This window comes from Nitrospira sp. (assembly GCA_024760545.1).
Classification (GTDB): Bacteria; Nitrospirota; Nitrospiria; order Nitrospirales; family Nitrospiraceae; genus Nitrospira_D.
On record CP060501.1, the window covers coordinates 1265884 to 1289635 of the forward strand.

General features: G+C 54.7%; 21 protein-coding genes. 17 read left to right on the forward strand and 4 right to left on the reverse strand.

All coding sequences use genetic code 11. From position 1 onward, the window contains the following. Positions 1-13: 13 nt before the first annotated feature. Together H8K03_06015 and H8K03_06020 are read right to left on the reverse strand one after the other, a co-directional pair. A complete protein-coding gene (locus tag H8K03_06015; GenBank protein UVT21465.1) occupies positions 14-577 on the reverse strand; it encodes a DUF4231 domain-containing protein in 564 nt (187 codons plus the stop codon). Positions 578-675: 98 nt separating this feature from the next. Beyond that, positions 676-1323: a class I SAM-dependent methyltransferase gene (locus tag H8K03_06020; GenBank protein UVT21466.1), complete on the reverse strand. Its 648-nt coding sequence runs from the start codon at positions 1321-1323 to the stop codon at positions 676-678. A gap of 108 nt (positions 1324-1431) precedes the next feature. On the opposite strand from H8K03_06020, the gene H8K03_06025 reads away from it, so the two are divergent. After that, positions 1432-2964 (forward strand): carboxypeptidase M32, encoded by a 1533-nt coding sequence (locus tag H8K03_06025; protein ID UVT21467.1) that lies wholly within the window; start codon positions 1432-1434, stop codon positions 2962-2964. Here the strand turns inward: H8K03_06025 and H8K03_06030 are convergent. Beyond that, positions 2952-3548 carry a hypothetical protein gene (locus H8K03_06030; protein ID UVT22385.1) on the reverse strand — a complete coding sequence of 199 codons (597 nt, stop codon included), beginning with the start codon at positions 3546-3548 and terminating at the stop codon, positions 2952-2954. The genes H8K03_06025 and H8K03_06030 overlap by 13 nt on opposite strands. A gap of 156 nt (positions 3549-3704) precedes the next feature. Between H8K03_06030 and H8K03_06035 the strand changes: the two genes are divergently transcribed. The 10 genes from H8K03_06035 (at position 3705) to H8K03_06080 (ending at position 14338) form a co-directional block, all read left to right on the forward strand. Next, positions 3705-4136: a transcriptional repressor gene (locus tag H8K03_06035; GenBank protein UVT22386.1), complete on the forward strand. Its 432-nt coding sequence runs from the start codon at positions 3705-3707 to the stop codon at positions 4134-4136. A 79-nt stretch (positions 4137-4215) separates the two neighbouring features. After that, the gene (locus tag H8K03_06040; GenBank protein ID UVT21468.1) at positions 4216-5283 is read left to right on the forward strand and encodes an extracellular solute-binding protein; all 1068 of its coding nucleotides are present in this window, start codon (positions 4216-4218) and stop codon (positions 5281-5283) included. 16 nt (positions 5284-5299) lie between these two features. Next, positions 5300-6883 carry an iron ABC transporter permease gene (locus H8K03_06045; protein UVT21469.1) on the forward strand — a complete coding sequence of 528 codons (1584 nt, stop codon included), beginning with the start codon at positions 5300-5302 and terminating at the stop codon, positions 6881-6883. A 24-nt stretch (positions 6884-6907) separates the two neighbouring features. Further along, complete coding sequence (locus H8K03_06050) at positions 6908-8053, forward strand: ABC transporter ATP-binding protein (protein ID UVT21470.1); 1146 nt, start codon at positions 6908-6910, stop codon at positions 8051-8053. A gap of 79 nt (positions 8054-8132) precedes the next feature. Further along, positions 8133-8558 carry a TonB-system energizer ExbB gene (exbB, locus tag H8K03_06055; GenBank protein ID UVT21471.1) on the forward strand — a complete coding sequence of 142 codons (426 nt, stop codon included), beginning with the start codon at positions 8133-8135 and terminating at the stop codon, positions 8556-8558. Continuing rightward, on the forward strand, positions 8551-8925 hold the full coding sequence (locus H8K03_06060; protein ID UVT21472.1) for a biopolymer transporter ExbD: 375 nt from the start codon (positions 8551-8553) through the stop codon (positions 8923-8925). Before exbB ends, H8K03_06060 begins: the two co-directional genes overlap by 8 nt. Continuing rightward, complete coding sequence (locus H8K03_06065) at positions 8922-9854, forward strand: TonB family protein (protein UVT21473.1); 933 nt, start codon at positions 8922-8924, stop codon at positions 9852-9854. Before H8K03_06060 ends, H8K03_06065 begins: the two co-directional genes overlap by 4 nt. 54 nt (positions 9855-9908) lie before the next feature. Next, on the forward strand, positions 9909-10505 hold the full coding sequence (locus tag H8K03_06070; GenBank protein ID UVT21474.1) for an RNA polymerase sigma factor: 597 nt from the start codon (positions 9909-9911) through the stop codon (positions 10503-10505). A 100-nt stretch (positions 10506-10605) separates the two neighbouring features. Then, on the forward strand, positions 10606-11601 hold the full coding sequence (locus H8K03_06075; protein UVT21475.1) for a FecR family protein: 996 nt from the start codon (positions 10606-10608) through the stop codon (positions 11599-11601). A 184-nt stretch (positions 11602-11785) separates the two neighbouring features. Continuing rightward, positions 11786-14338, forward strand: a complete 2553-nt coding sequence (locus tag H8K03_06080) for a TonB-dependent receptor (protein UVT21476.1) — start codon at positions 11786-11788, stop codon at positions 14336-14338. A gap of 175 nt (positions 14339-14513) precedes the next feature. Here the strand turns inward: H8K03_06080 and H8K03_06085 are convergent, their stop codons facing one another. Then, a complete protein-coding gene (locus H8K03_06085) occupies positions 14514-15686 on the reverse strand; it encodes an FAD:protein FMN transferase (protein ID UVT21477.1) in 1173 nt (390 codons plus the stop codon). Between the two features lie 910 nt (positions 15687-16596). Between H8K03_06085 and H8K03_06090 the strand changes: the two genes are divergently transcribed. From H8K03_06090 to H8K03_06115, 6 genes are all read left to right on the forward strand, one after another. Next, a complete protein-coding gene (locus tag H8K03_06090; GenBank protein ID UVT21478.1) occupies positions 16597-18090 on the forward strand; it encodes a hypothetical protein in 1494 nt (497 codons plus the stop codon). 60 nt (positions 18091-18150) lie between these two features. Beyond that, a complete protein-coding gene (locus H8K03_06095) occupies positions 18151-18606 on the forward strand; it encodes a hypothetical protein (protein UVT21479.1) in 456 nt (151 codons plus the stop codon). Next, positions 18603-19274, forward strand: coding sequence for an FMN-binding protein (locus H8K03_06100; protein UVT21480.1), 672 nt, complete (start codon positions 18603-18605; stop codon positions 19272-19274). The genes H8K03_06095 and H8K03_06100 overlap by 4 nt, the downstream gene beginning before the upstream one ends. Positions 19275-19298: 24 nt before the next feature. Next, positions 19299-19817, forward strand: coding sequence for a hypothetical protein (locus H8K03_06105; GenBank protein UVT21481.1), 519 nt, complete (start codon positions 19299-19301; stop codon positions 19815-19817). 382 nt (positions 19818-20199) lie between these two features. Beyond that, on the forward strand, positions 20200-21930 hold the full coding sequence (locus H8K03_06110; protein UVT21482.1) for a hypothetical protein: 1731 nt from the start codon (positions 20200-20202) through the stop codon (positions 21928-21930). Positions 21931-22641: 711 nt separating this feature from the next. Continuing rightward, positions 22642-23334 carry an HD domain-containing protein gene (locus H8K03_06115; GenBank protein ID UVT21483.1) on the forward strand — a complete coding sequence of 231 codons (693 nt, stop codon included), beginning with the start codon at positions 22642-22644 and terminating at the stop codon, positions 23332-23334. The last annotated feature ends 418 nt before the right edge of the window (positions 23335-23752 follow it).

The window sequence follows — 23752 nt, forward strand, 5'->3', positions numbered from 1 at the left end:
GTTCCTCTTCTGATCAATCCGTCTTACTTCGTCCTGCCACGGAGGAGGCACTCTCGTCCTTCTCCTTTTTTTCTTTCACCACCTGCGTCGTGTAAGTCTCGACCTCCTCACGGCTGAGCTCCTCGACTCGCGCGGCAAATCCCGGATAGGCCTGAACATGGCTCAGGTTCACGTAGGGTCCACTGAGCTGGAAGAACTGCCAGCCTTCGCTCTTGAGCGATTCGACCGTGCGCCGATAGTGGCGCCAGCGTTCGCCATAGTGAAAGAACTCTTCCACGGCGGCACTCAGCGCCACCACCAAACTGACCGCGAACGTGATCATTTTGATCGCACCGTCGGCACCGTTGCCCAAGTTCAGACTGACCAGCGCCGGTACGATGACGCCCCCGATAATCGTCGTGAGCCGCAGAGTGTAATACCACCGGACAGAATCCCACGCCTTGTCTTCCATCCAAATGACCTGTTCCAGCCACCGCGCTCGAAGGAACTGTTTGTTCAGGTCCGGCAACTCCAGCGCCACAATGAGCTTGTTCATCTCGGCCCGCATGTGCTCATGGTCTTGCGGCTTTTTGAGCATGGGTACCTCACAGCAAAGAGTTCAGACGCTGAACGCAGCGGTTTGAACTCTATACCTAGCAAATGGAATGATCAACGCGTTTGGACAGGAAGGATAACCTAGTTCCGAGCCCGTCTCACCATCAGGATTCCGTCCCGAATCGTGACCAGTACCGCGCTCACACGTGGATCCGCCGAGACCGTCCGGTTCAGCTCCTGAATGGCGGCGGTAGACTCATCCGGCGGCTGCTGCTTCAAGACCTCTCCGCTCCACAGCACGTTATCGATCAAGATGACACCGTTTGGAGCAAGCAGCTCGAGCGAACGCCGGTAGTAATTGAGGTAATTCGCTTTGTCCGCATCGATGAAGATCACGTCGAACGGGCCGGTCAGTGTTCTCATGGTATCAAGGGCCGGGCCCATTCGAATGTTGATCTTGCTTCCAAACGGAGCGTTTGCAATATGGCGCCGGGCCAATGCCGCGGACTTTTCGTCGATCTCGCACGTAAGAACAGCTCCATCAGGGGGTAGGGCTTCCGCAAAACACAACGCGCTGTAGCCCGTGAACATCCCGATCTCGAGTACCTGTTTTGCGCCTACCAGCTGCGTCATGATTTTCAGAAATGCCCCTTCCAGCGGGCCGACCAGCATCTGGGGATACGCCATCGTTCGATGGGTTTCTTCACGGAGGGCCCGACAAACAGAAGACTCCGGGATGGAATGCGCTTCGGCGTACGCTTCGATCTCGGACGGAACAAGTTTGTTCATCAGAATGCCTTTCGATCGTTTGAAAAAGATTGCTGTGCTGCGTACACTGCGAAGGTCCGCGCCAGCGGATTCGGATATTAACATACGTGAAACGAGAAGGAGGCCGGATTGAAGACCCTCGCCACGCTAGAACCTCTCACGACCAGACTCCTGGAAATTCAGCGTATCAACAGCGCTGCGTCGGTCCTTTCATGGGATCAGGAAACGTACATGCCTGCCGGTGGAGGCGAAGCGAGGGCTGAGCAGATCGCGGTGCTTCAGGGTTTGGCCCATCAGAAGCTCGTCTCCTCGGAGGTTCAGGACCTCCTGTCACAATGGGTGGATCCTGCGACCGGCCAGGCAGCCGACCAGGCCGGTGAAATCTGGGATGGGCCGTCGCGGTCGCTGTTGCGGGAGATATGGCGGGATTTCAGCCGTGCGAAGAAACTGCCGTCTGATTTCGTCGTGACACTGAGCCGCGAATGTTCCCTCGCGCAGCAAGTATGGGTCGAGGCGAAAGAACAAAACAAATTTTCCCTGTTCCTCCGGAATCTCCGGACCGTGCTCCAGCTCAAACGCGAAGAAGCGCACTATCTCGGCTATCAGGAGTCACCCTATGACGCGCTCTTGGACGTCTATGAACCGGGTGCGACCATTGCCGGCCTCCAGCCGGTATTTGCTGCGCTCAAATCCCGTCTGGTGCCGTTGCTGAAACAAATCACTCAGAGCCGGGTTCACATCGATGACAATATCCTGAATCACTCCTACGATCAGGATCGGCAGCTGGAGTTCGGCCGACTGGTCCTGATCGCAATGGGGTATGACTTCAAGCGGGGTCGATTGGATCTCTCGGCACATCCCTTCACCACCTCGTTCCATCCGACCGACGTACGTGTGACAACCCGCGTGCATGAACATGAATTGCAGTCCTGCCTTTTCAGTTGTATCCACGAGGGTGGCCACGGGCTATACGATCAGGGCCTGGATCAACAGTACTTCGGCACGCCGCTGGGCGATTCGGTTTCCCTCGGCATCCATGAGAGCCAATCCCGTCTCTGGGAAAATTGCGTGGGGCGATCCCGCCCCTTCTGGCGATTTTTTTATCCAATTCTGCAGCAAACCTTTCACCAGCAGCTGCAGGGAATCGATGTCGACCGGTTCTATGCCGCGATCAATCGTGTGAAACCGTCGTTGATTCGCGTGGAAGCCGATGAGCTAACCTACAATCTGCATATCATGCTGCGGTTCGAGATCGAGCGAGACCTCGTGGAAGACAAGACTCAACCGGACGATTTACCGGAGATCTGGAACGACAAGATGAAAGAATACTTGGGCCTCGTTCCGCCTTCCGAGGCCGAAGGGGTGTTGCAAGACGTGCACTGGTCGTTCGGCGCCTTCGGGTATTTTCCGACCTATACCCTCGGGAATCTCTATGCCGTACAGTTCTTTGAGCAGGCCAAGCTGGAGATGCCCCATTTGGAGGATGAGATTGCGGCGGGGCGATTGATGATGTTGCGCCGGTGGCTCGAGCAAAAAATCCACCGTTGGGGCCGCATGTTCACACCGGAGCATCTTGCCGAACGGGTGACCGGTTCCACGGTAAGTCCTGGGCCTTTCCTGAAGTATGTGGAACAGAAGTACGGCGAACTCTACCAACTGTGAATGTCCACCGCCGGCCGGCTATCGTATCCCAGCGCGGCATTCAGCTTCGACAAGCTTGCCGTGGTCAAGGTAAATTCAGCCTGCACGTCGATCCGATGGGGTACCAGCAGAGTCGTATGGAAGACAATGTCTCGAATGGGGATCTTGAATTCCGGATCCTGCGGCGTACTGAGCTGGACTAATTCCACCGAGTTCGTAATCGTGCTGCTATCTTGAGGGCCATATGTGGTCACAACAGCATCGATAATATCTTTCACCTTCTCGTTGGCCTCTACCCCTTCGATCCCCTTTAACAACAAGGGAATCGCCTCGTCCTTGGCTTGATCCGACACGATGAAGTTTTCGACCCTTCCTTTCCTGCGAAGGGACGTCAGGTCGTTATCGAGATCTTTACTGAAGGCGCCATAGGCAAACCGAAAGAATTCAAAGTGGAATGCGCGCACGCCCTTGGCAAAGGTTTGGAGCTCGCAGAGAAAGCAGAGTTGCTGCAACTTGACATCGCTCAGTTGGCCGTGGCGTTCCGCAAGCTGCAGGACATACAGCAACAGCGCCCGGTCGACGGTAATCTGATTGGGTGTTCGCAACGTCGCTCCACCAATGAGTTTGACGGCTTTACTATAGACAGCCGGAGAGCAGCCGTCAAAGGCAGCTGAACTCCTGGATAAGTTCGTATGAAACACTCTTGACCGGCTGCTCCATTTCGTCTTTAATCCCGGTCTAGGAGGCGGAGTCTCATGGCGATGTCCAAACATACCAAAGAAATGGGAGTACTGAAGGACCATCTGGGGAAACACCAACTCAAGTTTACTCGGCAGCGTGAACTGATCCTGGATGCGTTTCTCAAGCAGGAGCACATCACGGCCGAGGAGATGTACCACCAGCTGGCACGAAAAGATCCGCACCTGGGTTTGGCAACGATTTACCGCACGCTCAACCTGTTTTGTGAGGCCGGTCTGGCCCAGGCCCGGCACTTCGGCACGCAGACTCAGTACGACAACATCTCACACAAAGGCCATCACGACCATCTCATATGCACCGGCTGCGGGAAGATCGTCGAATTCGAGAACTGCGACATTGAGCGCCTGCAGGAAGAGGTTGCATCACGGAACGGCTTTACCATCCAAACTCACCGCCTGGAACTCTATGGTCTCTGTTCCCGCTGCCGTCATTGATCCCCACCTCTTTTTTCTGGTATTTTTTTGAGGCAGCTTATTCATTTCAACTTGCCTCCCTCTGAAATAAGGATCCTTCATGTATCGATGGCCCAGACAATGCTCTCGCACGATCGGCGTTCCTGTACGCCTCAACTTTGCCGGCGTGTTTGCGGCATGTCTGCTGGCGGTCTTATGGCTTCCAACTCCCCCTGAAGTCTCCGCCGCCGATAAGCTGATCGTCTATTCCGGACGATCGGAACGCTTGATCAAGCCGGTCCTGGATGCGTTCACGGCAAAAACCGGCATTCAGGTCGACTTGCTGTCATCCGGCACGACCGAGTTGGTGAATCGGTTAAAGGCGGAAGGCGGCCGGAGTCCAGCCGATGTGTTTATCAGTAATGATGCCGGAAGTCTGGAGATGGCACGCACCGCCGGACTCCTTCGTCCCTTGAACATGCCGGAGGTTGAACAGGCGATTCCCCCTCAATTTCGCGCGGCGGACAACAGCTGGATCGGCTTGTCGGGTCGGTTTTGGATCATCGTGTGCAACACCACGATGGTGACGCCTGACCAGATCACATCATTGCTGGACTTGGCCGATCCTAGGTGGAAGGACAAAATTGCCATTCCGAACGCCGGCAGCGAATACTTGCAAGCGGGCGTCTCGGTCATACGCGCCAGTTTGGGCGACGATCAAACTAAGAGGTTTCTCGAGGGTCTCCGGAATAATGCCGGAACTCACGTCTACCAGAAGAGCTCGCAAATCGTCGAGGCGGTTGCGAAAGGTCAGGTCTCGGTGGGCGTGGTGAACCATTACTATGTCTATCGACATCTCGCCGTTCAACCGACCGCACCACTTGGTGTGATGATGCCCGATCAACAGGCAGGCGGGATGGGGGCCATCATGAACGTGGCAGGGATCGGCATCTTAAAACACACGTCCCGCTTTGACGCCGCCAAGCTGCTGGTGGAGTTTCTTGTCGCGGAGGTTGGTCAAAAGATGTTCGCTGACCTCGACAAAGAATACCCGCTCCATCCTGAGGTCAAGGCCGATTCGTCGCTTGTCGAACGGAAGCGCTTCCGGACGGCCTCGGTGCCGTTGACCAAACTCGCCGAACTTCGAGAGCCTACGCTTCTACTCATCGAGCAAGTGGGGATGCGGTAGATCGCCGCGTAGATTTGTGATTGCCGTACGCCGATTATCTGTCTCATCTCTGCAACTCGCAGTACTGGCGAGTACCGCGCTGATTCTTTTACCGTTGGGCTATGTCACCGCCCTGGCCTTATCGGCCGACTCCACAATCTGGCACCGTCTCTGGACAACTCGTGTCCCCGAACTCCTGCTCAATACGGTCTCCCTGGCGGGCGCCGTGGCCTTGCTCGCGCTCGTGCTCGGCGTATCGACCGCCTGGATGGTCACACGATTCGAGTTCCCAGGCCGACGTCTCTGGGAAGTCGCCCTCGTGCTTCCTCTGGCGATGCCGACCTATGTCTTGGCCTATGTGTACAACTACCTCTTGGGTTACGGCGGTCCTGTGGAACATCTCTGGCAAATGGTCACAGGTCCGCAATCGAGAATCCTCTCTCCCCAAAGTTTTTGGGGAGTCACCATCGTCATGACGCTCGATACGTTTCCATTCGTCTACCTGCTCACACGCAGCGCGCTTTTGAGCTTCAACGTCTCGTTTGAAGAAGTGGCTCGGACGTGCGGCGCATCCCAGCTGCGCACCATGCTACATGTGACTCTGCCGTTGTTACGCCCCTCGATTGTGGCCGGCGTCGCACTCGTCGTACTCTATGTCGTTTCGGACTTCGGCGCCGTCTCCCTACTGCGCTATCAAACATTGACCTACGCCGTCTTCCAGCAAATGACCGGACGCTCGGACAATCAAGCGGCGAGCATCCTGAGCATCTTGCTGGTCGTGCTTGCGCTGCTGTTTTTGTTGACCGAACGCTGGTTTCGCCGTAAGAGTCGGTTTTACCAGACAACAGGGCGCTATCGAGCGCCTCAACGAATCCAGTGTGAATGGTGGCACGCGACGGCACTGACGGCCTGTCTGGCGACCGTCACCGGCTTGGCCTTTGGGATCCCTGTCTATCTGCTGGCGATGTGGAGTCTGTCCTCGGAAGCCCAGGCGATTCTCGATGCTCGTTTCTTCGGTTTTATTTGGAACAGCGCTCTACTGTCCAGTCTGGCCGCGACGGCTGCCGTGTTGGGTGGACTGCCGCTCGCGTATCTCGCCAGCCGGAAACCGACCTGGCTCAATCTCGGTTGTTTGCAGGCGGCCTATGCCGGCTATGTTCTGCCGGGACCCGTCGCGGCGCTTGCGGTACTGGTCCTGTTTTTAAACGTCATGCCGTTCTTGTATGGCACTGTGATCGTGTTGATCGTCGCGTATGTGCTGCATTTCCTGCCCGCCGGCCTCCAATCGCTCGAGCCGTCGATCCAACAGATCACCCCCAATCTCGAGGAGGCCGCCCGTACTTTAGGACTCGGAGTCCGGGAAACTTGGCGACGTGTCACGCTGCCGCTGATCCGTAACGGGATGATTGTGGCATGGGTCCTCATTTTTCTGCAGACGATGAAGGAGCTTCCTGCGACGTTGCTGCTGAGGCCTGTGGGGTTCGACACATTGGCCATCCGTGTCTGGCTGGAAGCAAGCGAGGAGTATTATCAACTGGCGGCTCCATCCGCGCTGTTGATTGTGCTCGTTGGCCTTCCGGCACTGTCCCTCCTGCTATCGCGCGATTGGCGGGCCGCGTAGAACACGATGAACTCACCATCACACATGACTCAGAAAGAGACTGGTCAGCGTGACGGGCAAGCCGATCTGTACCAACCGACGTCTTCTATTTTGGAGCTCCGTTCCGTGTCCTGCGCGTACGACCCACGCCGGCCAGCAATCCAGGGTATCTCGTTTTCGGCGCGAGAAGGTGAAATCCTCTGTTTGCTCGGTCCGTCAGGTTGCGGTAAGACGACCGTATTGCGCGCCATCGCCGGATTTGAGCCGGTGCGATCCGGAGAAATCTTTTTGTCGGGCCGGTCAGTTTCATCTCCCTCCGAAACCGTTCCAACCGAAGAACGCCGAGTCGGCATGGTCTTCCAAGAATATGCGCTGTTTCCTCACCTGCGTGTGGCTGACAACATCGCCTTTGGACTCCATCACCTCTCGCGGGCCGAACGGACGGGGCGCATCCAAGAGATGCTTCGTTTGACGGGGCTCGAAGGGCTCGAACGTCGCTATCCGCATGAATTGTCAGGAGGACAACAGCAACGAGTGGCCCTCTCGCGAGCATTGGTACAGAACCCGGTCTTACTCCTCCTGGACGAGCCATTCAGCAATTTGGATCCCGACATGGCCGACCGAATGCGGCAGGAGGTTCACGCGCTTCTCCATCGGACGAAGACCACAACGATATTAGTGACCCACGATCACGAGGAAGCCTTTGCAATGGCCGATCGCATCGCTGTGCTGAATCACGGATACCTCGAACAACTCGATTCACCCGAACTTGTCTATCACATGCCGGCTACCCCATTCGTCGCGGACTTTGTGGGACAAGCCGACTTTATTCCTGGGCAAATCCGACAAGGCATGGTCCATACCGAACTCGGAGAGTTCCCTAATCCCCTCAACCGGGCGGAAGGAACCTCCGTCGCGGTCATGATTCGCCCGGACGACATTCACCTGATCCCCGACCAATCGGCGGGTCCCCGGATCGTGGGTCGCCAGTTCCGAGGCTCTGAAAATTTATACACCGTCCGACTCCCCTCCGGCCAAGTTATCCACAGTAGCGAAGACTCGACCAGTGTCTACCAGGAAGGAACACCGGTTGAGGTGCGGGTGTCGGCGACGCATACCGTCCTGTTTGATGCCGCCGCTCTCCCGCACTCGCCCAACATCAGTCTCCCGGGGGATTCCAAACCAGACTGAATTTTTCCATTGACAGAGTCGAAGAACGGGTGGTATTGAGAAGCATTATCAAGAAGATAAGAAGGGGAGGCATGTCGTCTTGGACGCGCTGAAAGAAATCGTGGATTACGGAGTTATCGGCCTGCTGCTGATCCTCAGTGTATGGGCAGTAGCCGTGGCTGTCGAACGGTGGCAGTTTTACCGGCGAATTGACCCTTCTCTCTACCCCAATCAGCAGCTTTTCGAAATCGCCCTGACGAAGCGATTGGTCATTATCGGAACAGTGGCAGCTAATGCGCCATATATCGGGCTTTTGGGAACAGTCCTCGGAATCATGCTGACCTTCCACACCATGGGAACTTCAAAAACCATTGCCGTCAGCTCCGTCATGGTCGGGTTGAGCCTTGCACTCAAGGCCACGGCTGTCGGGCTTCTAGTGGCTATTCCCTGCGTGGTGATGAACAACGCCCTCCGGAGACGCGTCGCTGAACTGATCACCCTCTATAAAACCCAGCAGCATGGATGAGGAGTTGAACCAAATCAACGTCATCCCCTTGGTTGACGTCATGCTGGTCTTGCTGGTGATCGTGTTGACGACGGCCACGTTCATCAGTACCGGCCAAATTCCTGTCGATTTAGCCAAAGCGACTGAAGCTTCCGATAGGAAAGACGTCCCGCTCGTCATCACGTTAACCTCGCGCGGAGAGATGTATCTGAACGATTCCGCCGTTCCTGAAAATGGATTGCGAATGGTGCTTGAGCAGCAACCGAGGGAGTCGCTGGTGGTCGTCCGTGCCGACAAAGTGACGATCCTGGAACGGTTCGTCCAGGTGGTCGATGAACTAAAAGGCCTCGGCTTTGGACAAGTCAGTCTTGAAGTAGTGAAATCGTGACTTCGCTCTCCTCTCACTATCCGGACCAGACTCACCTGCAACGTCAGGGTTGGGTGTATTCTGTAGTTTTCCATGCGCTGATGGGCGCTGCCGCTCTCGCGCTGATGCCCGTATTCACATCGTCGCTTGAACCCGACTCATTCAAGTGGAACGTGGCACTGTTGGAATCTCCGAGCTTCCAACCAACATCGGATCCTCCCGCCCCGGCAATTCCGACTCTTCCACCGAAGCCACAGTCGATGAAATCCCGATCGACACCGGTGGGGGCAACAACGAAGCAGATTCAGCCACAGACGGCTCAGCATGGGCCCACTCAAACCATCCAGGAGGTTACCCCGGTCAATCAAACCGCCTCTACTGCTATTGCGAACACCGTCGAATATCATGAAGTCAGCCGAATTGAGACGCCGGTAACACCTCAGGAAAGGGTCGTCGAAGAACCGGCTCCCGTAAACGAGGAAGCCTTCAATGAACCCGTGACGCCGGCCGCGACACCGGTCCCCAGCCAATTGATCACCGATTCAGTCGTCCAACGACCCACCATCGAGACGGCAAGCGAGACATCGGCGCAGCTCCAGCAGCCTGCGACCGAACAGATCGTGGCTTCCGCAGCTCCCCTAACGGCGGCGCCCGCAGCCAAGGCGGACTATGGGTGGCTGATGAGGGCATTGCAAGGGCGAATCAATGAGCTCAAGAACTACCCCGTCATGGCTCGAATGAATCGCTGGGAAGGCAGAGTGGTCCTCCGCGCCGTCATCAGAGACGATGGTCAAGTGTTAATGGTCAACGTGCAAGAAAGCTCCGGGCGGTTGATTCTGGATAATGACGCGATTGAAACTCTGAAAAAGGCCTCTCCGCTAAAACTGGACCATCCCTTGGGGAAACCGCAAGTAGCGATCTTGATGCCGATCAGCTATTCCCTTCGGTAACGTGCAACCGACGCGTTCCTTTGAGATCGCGGCCCCCTTTGATAGGCGAGATCGATGTCTGATTCATGTGATGAGATCGGGGTGACTCATTTCCCCCTGTCCTGCCCGGCTGTCACCGGTACCCCGTCAACGGGCGCATCCCGTCTCGACTCACTTGTGGAATTTGCCAAGACCGAACACACCGAGCTGCTGCACTTTCTCACGCGAAGAGTACGTTGTCCTTCGGCTGCGGCTGATTTGGTTCAAGAACTCTATTTGCGTATCGTTACCCTGACCAGGCCGGAGACGATCCGCGACCCACGAGGCTTTCTTTACACCACTGCCAAAAACCTCGCGATTGATTATCTGCGGAAGAAAGATCGCGCGATGCCTCGTTCAGAACCGCTGGAAAAAGCGCTGACCGTGCCGATCGCCACTCCTGATGCCGAAGCGGCCGTCGACGCAAAAAGGCGCCTGGCTGTCGTGCTCAAGGCGATCGACGAACTACCCGCTCGGCGTCGCGCCGCATTCGTCATGTTCAAGTTTGAGCATAAAACCTACGAGGAAATCGCCAGGGAATTACAAATATCCGTGAAGACGGTAGAGCACCATCTCAGCAAGGCCATCGCTTATTGCCGGGCCCGTTTTGAAGCCTTCGATGGCCGGTTGTGAAGAAGCAGAAAGATTTCCATTGAGTCGGCACAACACTCCTGACTATCATAGTGTGGGTTCCTTCCATGTACCGGGTTGGTTGTCACACGATCAAGCGGATATGTCGACGCAACATACCTCTTCAGACCACAACAAGCACTCGTGCGTATCGGACGAAGCCAATACATGGATTCTGCGCGTCCATTCAGGCCTCATGTCTGCCGAGGAACAGCGAGAGTTTGAAGCCTGGCATGCGCGAAGTCCTATGCACCAAGCACAGTTCCGGGATGCCGAGCGGTTTTGGCACGCCCTTGATGGATTGACCGGCCAAGTCACACGCGAGAAACATGAATCGGCACCAGTCGGGTTCGCTACACGCCGTGTGTCCTCTCTGATCTTTGGATCGGCCACTCGATTGCGCTGGCCCGCTATAGCCGCTACGTTTGTCGTCATTATCACCACTATGTTACTTTGGTCCACGCTCACTGTCGGGTTGAGCGACTATAAGACTGCGACCGGCGAGCAGAAATCCGTCGCCCTCGCGGACGGATCGACCGTCTTTTTGAATACACATTCGGCATTCTCAGTGAACCTATCCGAACGCCGTCGATCCTTGACTCTCACACAAGGAGAAGCGCTTTTTGAGGTCGCCCCTGACGCCGCGCGACCATTCGAAGTCACGGTGGATGGATGCGTTGTACGGGCGGTCGGCACGACATTCAACATTGACCATCATGCGGACAACATGACGGTCACGGTGATCGAGGGCGCCGTTCGACTGCTTCACGATGATCATGCGTGGGACATACCGGCGGGCTACCGGATGACCTATGACGAGCATCAGATCCTGAACGAACCGGAACCAGCGGATGTGCTCAAGATTACGTCCTGGCGCAAAGGTGAATTTTCATTCACGGACATGCCCCTGAGCATGATTGTCGAGGAATTGAATCGCTATCGACCCGGCCGGATTGTGATCGCCACTACCTCATTACGAGACCTTCGCTTATCTGGCAGCGTTTCCCTAAACGACCCCGACCAGTCTCTCAAAATGCTCAAAAGTGTCCATCCGTTTCGAGTGACACCAGTTACCTCATACCTCACCGTAGTTTCCTAATAACGCATTGATAATATAGATTTTCTATCGAACCGGCAGGTCCAGGTCTCAATATGAGATCCGTCCATTTTGAGATTGATTGTAAAAATTATTCATAACTAATAGGGAATTCCTCTCCTTCGTTTCGTCCTTCTTCATAGAACTCACTCCTGCACTATTGCCGACGATGGAAAAGGAGATACACATGGGTCGAATCAAGGCGTCATGTTTCGTTCTCGTTGGATTATTATTTCTGGGATTGGGGAATCTCCCAAAGGCGGCTGCTGAGATCCCGGTCGAGTTGCCTCCTGAGGCTGTGACCTTCGATATACCGCGTCAACCGCTTCCACAGGCGCTCGAATCATTTCGAAGCCAAAGTGCCGTCCGTTATTTGGCGAGAACGGACCTTATTCAAGATCAACAATCCGCTGCTGTGGTTGGCCAATACTCCCCGGAAGTCGCGCTGAGACTACTCCTTGTTGGAACAGGCCTGACTTATCGTGTTGTTGGACCGGATTCCGTTACCATTGAAAGTGCGCCAGCAGCCCAAGCTCTCGCTGAAGAAGTGCTTCCACAGCCACCCATAGAGGATCAAAAGCCGCTGAAGATTCCATTGACTGAAATTATCGGGACTGCACCGACAGCCCTGGACCATATCCCCGGTTCGGGGAAGGTGATCACGGCAGAGTCCATCCAGAACAACCACCGATTTACGATCAACGAAACCTTGAGAGAGGTGCCGGGCGTTCATGTGCGCGACGAGGACGGCTTAGGCATCAGGCCCAACATCGGTATCCGTGGCCTAGATCCGACCCGTAGCCGAAAGGTCCACATCATGGAGGACGGCGTCCCAATCATGCTCATGCCGTACGCCGATCCGTCGTCATATTATTTCCCGCCGATTTTCCGGTTTGACCGAATCGAAGTCCTGAAAGGCAGCGGCCAATTGCTCTATGGACCCCAAACGATCGGAGGTGTCATTAACCTCATTACCCGTATGCCTCCGAAGACTCCAGAAGGTCATTTTCAGGTCTGGGGCGGCAATCTGAACTACTTGAACACGCACTTCGATTACGGAGGAACCTGGGGAAGAGGCGGCTACCTGGTCGATTACACCCACTATCAAACCGAGACGCCACGATTTACCAACATCCGCGCCAGGGTGGATGACTTGACTCTTAAGACAGTCCAGGAATTGAGTGATCGGACACAAATTCTAGCCAAGTTTAACTACTATCGCGAGAACTCGGGGATCGGCTACCAGGGGCTCACGCAGGCGGATTGGGCCACCCGAGGCGGAGAGCGGCAGACCCCCTTCACGAACGATCACTTCGACTTTCTGCGACTCGGCTATCATGTAGCGGTGAACCACATGTTCTCGGCAAATTTGACCTCGACCACCAACTTTTTCGGGCATTACATTCAACGGGACTGGTCTCGGCAGTCTCAGCAAGGTGTGAACGCCAACGGCGCTGCGGTCGGCGGCATACAAAACGGTAACTCTCTCCCGGCAGACTCCTTCAGTGTTGTACCGGCAAACCGGCGTTTTACGAATGAGCGGGAATATTGGGTCTGGGGCATCGAACCCCGATTCCACTATCTGCACTCATTGTTGGGAATAAAAGGCGAGGCAGATTTTGGAGCTCGGTATACCTTCGAGCAATCCGACCGCAAGCAGCTGCTCAATAACCTATCGGGTACAGGATTACCTTCAAGCTGCGTCGTCCCTGCCCCTGGGACCACTTGTTTGGGAGAAAATAACTTCCGCACGACGAACGCCTATGCTTTTTTTGCTCAAGAGCGGTTGTTCTTCGGCCCATTCACGGTGACACCGGGATTCCGCGTCGAACACATCAGCTATGATCAAACAAATCGCCTGGCGAACAGCGGCCAGGGAACATACGGAAAAACCAACTTCACCGAAGTTTTGCCGGGAGTCGGCGTGACTTACTCTCCCTTCACGAACAACACGATCTTTTTCGGTGCCCATCGCGGCATGTCACCTCCACTCATTTCAGACGCCATTACCGGCACTGGACAAGTAGTCGACCTTGGACCGGAACTGAACTGGACCTATGAATTGGGGGTGCGGGGTAACCTGACGCCGTGGTTCGGATATTCAATTACCGGGTATCAGATGGACTTCGACAATCAAATTATTTCTCAATCCGTTGCCGGTGGCACCGGCGCGACCTTGACCAGCGCCGGGAAAACGCAACATCGTGGAGCCGAAGTTGCCGCGCAGCTGGATATATTGGACGCCGTGACCGGACGGAATGACGATCAAGATATCACCCTCGATCTCAACTACACCTGGGTCGCTCAAGCCGACTTTAGAGGAATACGTAATAGCTCCCTCGCGGCTTCCGCCCTGCTGCCCGGTGAATCGGCAATCTTCAATACCAGTGGAAACCGCCTGCCCTACTCTCCGGAACACTTGATCTCAGCCGGGATCGGTTATGCCAACCGAGCCTTCAGCCTCGGGGCGTTTAACGCCAGAGTAGAAACCCAATGCGTCAGCGATCAATTCGCCGACGACCGCAATACCGTCATTCCGACCCCAAACGGACAACGTGGTATTGTGCGGGGTTGGTGCATGCTCAACGCCTCCGTCAATCAACACGTCAAGAGGATCAATACGACCTTTTTCTTCACGGGGAAGAATATGCTCGGACAGGACGTCATCATGGACCGTACCCGAGGTATTTACCCCGGCCTCCCGGCGCTCTGGCAAGCCGGAGCACGTTGGACATTCTAATGGATGGACCGTCGGGCAGCCGCAAGCATGTGGCTGCCCGGTACGAACCTGCGCCGCTATAAAATTTCAATCACTTTCCATCACGGATGGGGCTCATGCCCTCGGGGAGGTTTACGGTCTCTGCAAGCAACCGGTTGGATGCTTTTATTGTCCTATGCGGACATAGACCCATTTTTCATGGGGCACGCAGCCTGTCTTGAAGCCCAGACGATACGGTCACCCTTCCTTCACCATCGATAATGATAGCTTCAACGTCCGGTAAGTGCTCCACCAAAGCCATTCCTCGCTCAGGGCCCAACACAAAGATCCCCGTATCCAGTCCATCGGCCATCACGCCTTCCTTGGCAATGACCGTGACGCTCTGACAAGCACGTGCCGGTTGCAACGTGTGTGGATCCAAGATGTGATGATAGCGGACTCCATCCCGTTCGAAGAACCGTTCGTAATCACCTGCCGTTGAAATCGCTTCATCCTTTAAGTCGATGACGGCGATCAATGTACCTTCTTCACGTGGGTGCCTGATCCCTACCGAAAACCCGGCTCCGTCCGGCAAGCTGCCGAAGGTCTTGATGTCTCCCGATAAGGCAACCACGCCGCCCCTGGCCCCTACCCGCTTCATCTCCTCCACTGCCCGATCGGCCGCATACCCCTTGCCAATCCCGCCGACATCGATGCGCATCCCCTTAAGCGGCAGATAAATCGTTCTTCGCTCTCTATCAAATTGAATACTGGTCCAATCGACGAGCAGCTTCAGCTGTTGCAACTCCTTATCACCGGGAATGCGTTGCTCCTCGGTCACACTCCAGGCTTCAACCGCAGGGCCAAGAGCAATATTGAACCCACCATGTGTGAGCGCTGCGATATCCAGAGCTTTGAGCACCAATTGGAATGTATCAGGGCTCACCTGCACCGGCCGATGGCCCGCCTGTGCATTCACCTGCGAGAGTTCACTGTCAGAACGCCAGGTGCTCAGTAACTGTTCAAGCCGCTTGATTTCATCGAATGCGGCCTGTACGGCCCGATCGCCCACGTTTTTGTCGGAAGCGACAGCCGTGACTGTAACGAGAGTGCCCATGTGCATCTGGATACGTTTCGAGACAATGGGCGGGGACGCGGGTCGTATTTCTACACAGCTGGCCACCATAGGAATGATGAAACAGAGCATGCTTACGGAAATGGTATGAAGATGAGGCATTTTCATTGTGACCTCGTCCTTACCACCAGTGCCGGCGGAAATATCTCGAATACCGAGGATAAGGCATGACCTCGTAAAGCCGCGCTTCCATCTGTGACGGCTGCGGAAGCGTTTCGACCATGGAACGCTTATCGAAGATCGGATACTGATCATCGAGAAAATCCCGCACCCCTGCCGTTTCTGCTTGATCAGCAACCACAGAGACCGTAACCATCCGCCCGTAGCGTGGCGAATCGACTCCGAATCGCCAGGTCCCAACATACGTAATAGCACCGGCGTCAACGGAAAGTGCCATAGACAAATCGGCCATGGACATGAACGGGCCTTCCCTAATCTGGACTCGGGTGAGTTGATACCTTCCGGGAGGCAAACTGACCGCAAAGCGTTGATCTGGAGACTCGATCTCCACCTGAAAGCGCTTTAAAGAATCCTGGTTTTCCAATTCAAGAAACCGAACTTGAGGCATATACCGACGAGACCGTTCCCCTGTTAGGACAGTAAAGACCCTCCCCACAACCAAGTTGCCCGTGACCTGATCTTGATGGACCAGTGAAGGCAATTCCGTCGCGCAGCCTGCCACACTCAGAATTAAGCCCCCGAGTAAACCTCTTTGCAACATCGGGATCGTCTTCATACGAAAATTATAAGACAAGCTGCCAGGGAATGGCAGGTCGCTCAATGAAAATTAATCACTTGACAGACGAATACTGATGGAGATATTAATAATCGTTCTCAATTTAGGGGCGTCAGTCACCGCGCACGATGGCTATCACAAAAACTCCCTCACTGGAATGCAATCACGCTTTGGAAACACGCTGTGAGTGTGGACAATTGATCGCCAAGGTTTGCGGGCAAGGGCTGGAACTGAAATGTAAACGTTGCAAGCGTATGGTCATGATCCCCTTTTCATCCATCGAAGGATGGGAGGCTTTTTCAGCCTAGTCCCAAGTTGTTCAAGGAGGCCTATGTAGCTGCTCCAATCATTTCATTCCGCTATTGCACAAGACCAGAGACCACCGAGTCCCGAGTCACACCACAACTTTAAACACGCTGGAGGATACCGATGAAGATGCGGTCAATCCTCGGGACTCTCGTGATCATCTGCTTACCGGCTATGCCGGCACTAGCGGAAAACTTGACCCCTGAGGAAATCAAAAAAATGGTCGACGAAGCAGTGGAAAAACGTTTGCAAGAACATGAACGGCGGGAAGGATCTATGGAACGCCGAGAAGGGCCGGCCGCACCAACCGCTGAACCCGGAATCGGTGCCCTTCCAGAGGTTGGCAGAGAACGCCGGGCAGATCAGCCACAGCCCTTATCGTTTGGAACAAGCGGATCTGGACGGCTCATCTACGCCAAACCATTCGTGTCGTTCCCGAAGGCCATCGTCGGCGGCTATTTTGACATTCAATATCGTGCCCACCGTAAACCGGTGCTTGAATCAGGATTTGAAGACATACGAAATAGTCAGGGGACAACGAATGGCTTCGATCAGCAACGATTCGTTCCATTCATCTATGCGGACATCACCGAACATGTGAAATTTGCTTCTGAAATTGAGATTGAACACGGGATCAGAGCGACGAATGACGTTGAAATCAGCTTAGAGTTCGCCCACATCGACTACTTGATCCATGAAAAGGTCAACCTGCGAGGCGGGATCATTCTGATTCCCCTCGGCAAGTTTAACTTGCTGCACGATTCACCGCTAAACGACTTGACCGATCGGCCGATGGTCAGCCAATTCATCATCCCATCAACTCTGTCAGAGACGGGCGCCGGTCTCTACGGAACGTTCTATCCCGGTCGAACCGGCAAACTGGATTATGAGGTCTATGTTACGACCGGTCCCTGCGGCTATGGCAATGATGGGGAGCCGAGAGTAAACGAAGAAACCGGCACAAAAGAAGCCCGCCAGCGAAAATGTGGCTCCGCCGATGGACTGGACATTAATAACGGGAAAACGGTTTCCGGTCGTCTGGCTTTTAGCCCTGTGCTAGGGGTCGAAATCGCTGGGTCCGGTTATTTTGGAAATCGATCGCCCACCAGCTACAACCCGCTGAGTATTTTTGCCATAGACTGGACTCTTCAAAAGGGACCGTTTGAACTCATCGGTGAAGCAGCCTGGGCGTATGCGAGAAATAACACGCGAGCTATTCCGGGAAGTACGTTCCAGGGTATTTCTCCAGGAAGCTTACTGACTGGCGTGGGCACACTGAACCCACTGGGCACCCCCCCTGAAAGGCTGCAGGGATTTTATGTCCAAGGCAACTACCACTTCATGCCTTCGTTTTTGACAAAACTCTCGCCAAAGCGTTTCGGGGAAGGTTCGACATTCACCGGTGTGATCCGATACGACAGAGTCAATTTGAACTTAGGGAACAAGGGAGAGAACATGGGTGAGCTCGAGCAAATTTCGTTCGGCTTGAACTACCGACCGGTCGAAGATGCGGTGTTCAAGATAAGTTATCAATACCTGCCCAAATCGTTTAATCCAAACAACGGGCAACGCGTTCATGACAGTGCACTTGTCATTTCGGCAGCAACATATTTTTAAGAACTCAGGGAGGCCGGCCCGTACCGGCCTCCCCTAACCCGAAATCATGAGAATTGATCCATGCGAGTGATTGTTCTCCTTCTGTGTTTAACGTTCGCAGCCTGTGCATCCTTAAGCGGTGGGCGGGATCAGTATTTTGTCTGCCCATACGACACCGTCTGGGAAGCGACTGCGGAAACGATGAAGGGCTATTCGGTCACGTCTGAAAATAAAAGCAATGGAACGATTGAGACCGCCTGGGTCGAAATGGAAGGGAAAAGACGACCCTATGGAATTTTTGGACGGGAGGGATTCGGCAACCGCGAACGGGCGCGGCTGACGATCGCCGTCAAGCAAGATCATGACGTGTCTTCGGTGAATGTGCTGGAAACCCGTCAACGATGGCATGCCAGGGGCGGGGTATCTCAGCAGGCAACACGATGGTGGCCGGTCGAGCCATCGGAAGAAGTGATGGAAGAGGTCACTGAAAAACTCAATGTGCGTCTCAAAGAAAAAGGTTGCGCGGTGTCACCATGATTATCGGCTTCGTCTGCTTGTTCATCACCTTGTCCCTGATGCCGACTCCATCGATCGGTGCCGAACGGATTTGGGACAGCGATCTTAAGCGCTATTTGACCGACCAAGAAATGAACATGGCTGAGGTCTACTTAAGGGAGGAAGAAGGCATCAAGCTCATGCTGCCGAACTCCGAACGGATTCGGAAGGATGTCATCAGGCTCGGCTCCGAGAAAAAGTCTCTTATCCAGGACCGGATCGGCTGGAAGTTTCCGGAAGAGTCTTTCGAGATCTACATCGGTGAAACCGGAGATCAGGTCGACGGCTATGCGGTCGTCCAAAATACCATCGGCAAACATAAACCGATGACGTATATGGTCGGTGTCGATAACAAGGGTTTGGTATCCGATATTGAGCTCCTTGTGTTTCGGGAAGCGCGTGGGAGCGAAGTTCGTCAGAAGCGATTCAACGCCCAGTATGAGGGCAAATCCGTTCTCGATCCGGTTCGGATCAACAAAGACATCATCAATATCAGCGGCGCCACAATGTCCGTGCGTTCAATGAGTGCAGGCATTAAACGCGTCCTTGTGTTGATCGATGAGTTCTACTTGAAGCCGGCCGGGATCGGCAGCGACACACTGGCCGCCAAAAAAGACAGGGGTTTGTTGCCGTCCATATTTGGGAACTAGATCGAGCGGACCCCGCGTCCCTGCATGCGAAACTTCAACCAGAAATTTAAGCTGCGCGATTCCGATCGCCATATTCGGTTGCTGTACACATTGTTCTTGCTCTTGATGTTCGTCGGGTTTTGCTTTTCCTTTTTTTGGGCCCATAGCATGACGGGATTGTCACCTCAAGGCATCGCTGAGCACTATCGAGGGTCCGATACGACATTTGGAGAACCCATGTCGTTTCGAGAACTCGCGGAAATCACCCACTTCCATCTCTTTACGATGCCGGTCGTGTTCATGATCTTGATCCACGTCATGTATCTGACCGGTGCAAGCCATACGTTGAAAGCGGCAATTACTTGGGCAGGGTTCGGCGGCGTGATTCTCGATCTCCTGTCGCCATGGCTGATCAGCTATGTCTCACCCATATTCGTCGTTTCGATGCTGATAGGGGATACGCTGATGACCATCAGCTTTCTGGTCATGATGGTCGTTCCATTGTATGAAATGTGGGTACTTGGGCAGCCGCTCATGGGAGGCAAACCACCGCAAGAATTGTAACCACCGAAGTCACGCACACGTTTTCAGCGGCCAGAGGTTGTGTACACCCAGAGCCCAGGATCACACAGAAGGTCCTGGGCTCTGCCGTTTTTTTACGGAGGCAAGTCATGCGTATCGATGCTACAGATCATGTTGAGCCGGCGAGCTTGGCACTCCAGACCATGCTCCTCAAGATTGCCTGGCTTCATGTTCCCGCGTTGCCCCCAGGAAAGGACGAAAACTGTAACCTTGCGATGAGTATTTCACTGGCAACAACTCCAGCGTGCGACCAACGCCGGAATCGAAACGGGAGGTTCGCCTCTCCCACTTTATCGGCGAGGGCCTTCACCTCCCGAAGACCCTCGCTGCCTATTGACGTTCCATCAACAGAAAGTGATGCACCATGAGTCATACCCACATCCTGAGCCACACGCGAACCTCTCTCAGTTTTCTCTCTTCCATTCTTATCCTCATCGGTGTGGCTGCCTGCTCAGGCGGTGAAAGCTCGCCTACACCCTCCACCATCACTGGTACGGCAGGTGCCGAAGAAGCAATCGGCGAGCGGCTGTTTCTTGAAACGCGATTTGCCCAGGCGTTCAAAGTCTTCATGGACAATGGGGGCGACGTCAATAATTCCAAAGCCGGTGATGGCGTGGTCGATACGGTTGAAACCTTAGGAGCACCGATCAATCCTGGACCGTTCAAAGGGCTGTCGATGAATTGTCGGGCCTGCCATTTGGTGGACGATGTCCTGTCGTCTCCCGGCGGCGGCATGCGAACCTATGCCGACTTTGCGCGCCGAAGTCCTATCCCTGCACGAGCCGACGGTAAGACGCACGCGCCGAGAAACTCTCCTCCTCTGGTTAATGCAAGTCTGAATCGGCCCGGAGGCGTTTTGTTCCATTTCGACGCGGAATTCAATTCTATGGAGGAACTGGTCACGGCGACATTTACCGGCCGCAACTTCGGCTGGCTTCACGGCGAAAAAGCTCAAGCGATCGCGCATGTCGCAAAGGTGGTCCGAGGAGACGATGGTTCCTTTGACCTAACCGACACCGGCCTGCCTTACCGAGTCTTGTTCACCGGCACCGACCCGAACATTCCTGAGGAGCTGCGTCTGCCTCCCCAATTTCGCGCGTTCGTCGGATCGGCCAGCGACCAAGAAATCTTCGACGCGGTCGTGAGAGTGGTCTCAGCTTATGTGAAAGGTCTTCTCTTTTCACAGACCGAGGACAGCGGGGCGTTGATTCGGTCACCATTCGATGTCTTCTTGGCGATCAACGGCTTACCTCAGCGGCCTGATCCAAATGAATCTCCGCTAGCCTATAGCCGACGGCTCCGGGCGCTCATCAACGCACCGGGCTTCTCCGCTCGATTCGTGACGTCCAATCCTAACCGATCGAATGGACAGTTCCAGTTTCATACTCAAGTGTTCGAGTTCGGCGCGACAGAGTTGGCCGGTTTGAAGATGTTCCTAGCGGAGCCGGCGACGTTACCCGCTTCACCGGGCGAGTTAACCGCAGGCAAGATCGGGAACTGTCTCGCGTGCCATGCCGCACCTAACTTTACCGATTTCAAGCTGCACAACACGAGCACGACACAAAAAGAGTACGACGGCATTCACGGTGCCAACACATTTTCCGCTCTCGTGATCCCCGATCTTGCCACTCGTAATGGAAACTACGATGCCTTCCTTCCCGGCACGGAGAACCATCCCGCCGCCTCAGAACGTTTCCGAGCGATTCCTGTGCTGAGCAATCCTGCCTTAACCGATCTGGGCGTATGGAACATTTTCGCCAACCCCGATATGCCAAGTACGCAGACAAAAATCAGAGTCATTCTGTGCGATGACCAGGTGCCGTGCCCTCTATCCGATTCAACGTTGCTGGATCGAGCCATAGCCAGATTCAAGACACCAGGCCTTCGCGATTTGAGCCATTCCGCGCCCTACATGCACAACGGACAATTCGATACGCTTGAGCAGATCGTGGAGTTCTACCGAGAGGTATCTGATCTCCAACGCGCAAATAGTCTTCGGAATGGAGATCCGGAGCTTGGTGGAATAGCCGTGACCAGCCAAGATGTCAGTTCGCTCGCCGCTTTCCTCAAGGCATTGAATGAAGACTATCAATAGCCGGCGGTGATTCACCGAACACGGACCGTACTGAATACAAGGGCAGCCATGCAGGAATCGGCACCTTGGAACTGCCCTTATACCCACAATCAGATACGAACATAGATCTCTGGCAGTGCACGCAGTCGATGACGAATTTCTGATGGTGGAACCATCCTCCCACGTCATCGACTGTGATATTTCCGGACGATCCGACTCGTTCCACTCCCAAGAGTTTTCCGCTTGACAACCAAATACCTATTAAGATATTAATAATCGTTCTCATTATCATTTCATACTCCATCAGAACTATGGCTATTGCAAGAACTGCTTCGTTGGACCGCTCTCAGGCCCTTGAGACTCGTTGCGAGTGCGGACAATTGATCGCCAAGGTATGTGGACAAGGGCTGGAGCTGAAATGTAAGCGGTGCAAGCGCATTATCGTGATCCCATTTTCAGCAATTGAAGGCTGGGGGACCGGAACACCATGACTTATCTTGGAAGAAGGAGTGGCCGGGCTGGTGCTATCCCAATGCCCTTGAGCTTCCTGATCATGTTCATTCCCTTGCGTGCATGTGGGCGCCCGGAAGGTCTTCCGATGAGAGATACACGACCTCAAGAATAATAGGCACCAGCGCAAGTCGTAGACGTTTTGTGCGGCCAGCGGTTATTCACCCAGAGCCCAGGATCACGCGGGTGGTCCCGGGCTCTTCGTTCTTACGGAGGCGAGTCATGCGCGTGTACACGCCAGATAAAGTTGAGCCAGCCGTTCTGAGTATTCAAGGCATGCTCAGAAAGATCGATCATCTTTATCTGCCACATACATCCCGCCGCGACCTCGAAAGCATCCTCGTCCGGCAGGTAAGCAAGGAGCTCGATCTACTGCTCCCTTGGCAAGCAGGACATGGGCAAAAGACGGCCGACATCGCGCTTTTGATCGGGGAAGCCGCGCATCTCGATGCCGTGACTTTACACCAGCTGAAACTGGCCGCCCTGCTTCACGATGTCGGCCTTCTCATGTTGCCGCTCCACTTACAATCCGAGCAAGGGTCGCTCGATCCGGAATCCTACGTGGCGATTCAAAACCACCCGCGGCTCGGTGCCACGTTACTTGAACCCTTTTCCTTCCTCCGCGATGCAACCATGATGATTGCACACCACCATGAGCGTTGGGATGGGTCCGGTTACCCGTATGGTCTAAGAGGAGAGTTTATTCCCTTGGGAGCGAGAATCCTGGCCGTTGCGGATGCATTCGACGCCATTGATATTCCCGGTGTCGCTGATCAAGGTCTCCGGGATCACATCGCGCTTCGAATCCTCCGAGTAGCCTCAGCAACGCAATTTGACCCTTTTGTCGTCAGTCTTTTGGGTGAACTCTTAGGAAAGATCGAGACTACAGGTTTGAATGAAACTCTTCACCTCTAACACAGGCGGCCTACCGTATACACCGGTCCCGAAGTGGGAGCCCCCATCCCTCCCACTTTACAGGCAAGGGGCCTCACCTCCCGAGGACCCTTGCCCCCCTCACTCAACCGGCGGAATGTTGAAGAAGGACTCCCGAGAGGCACCGCACACGCATTCGACAGCGGACCGTGCTCTCCGTTGAGAGAGTGGAGCCGGTGAATCACACTTTCAATGCAGAAACGCTTATCATGATCTGCCAGCGATGCAACCAACCGACCGGGCATCAGATCCCCTCGCTGTGGTGCCTCAAGTGCCGCTCATTCCAGCGTCAACGAGGACAGGCACGGGGACTTGCCAGGTCGGTTCGAACGCGACGACTCAAAGCATGGCTGAAAACACTGGGCGCGTGATCGCGAGAGCTCCGCGATCATGCCGACTT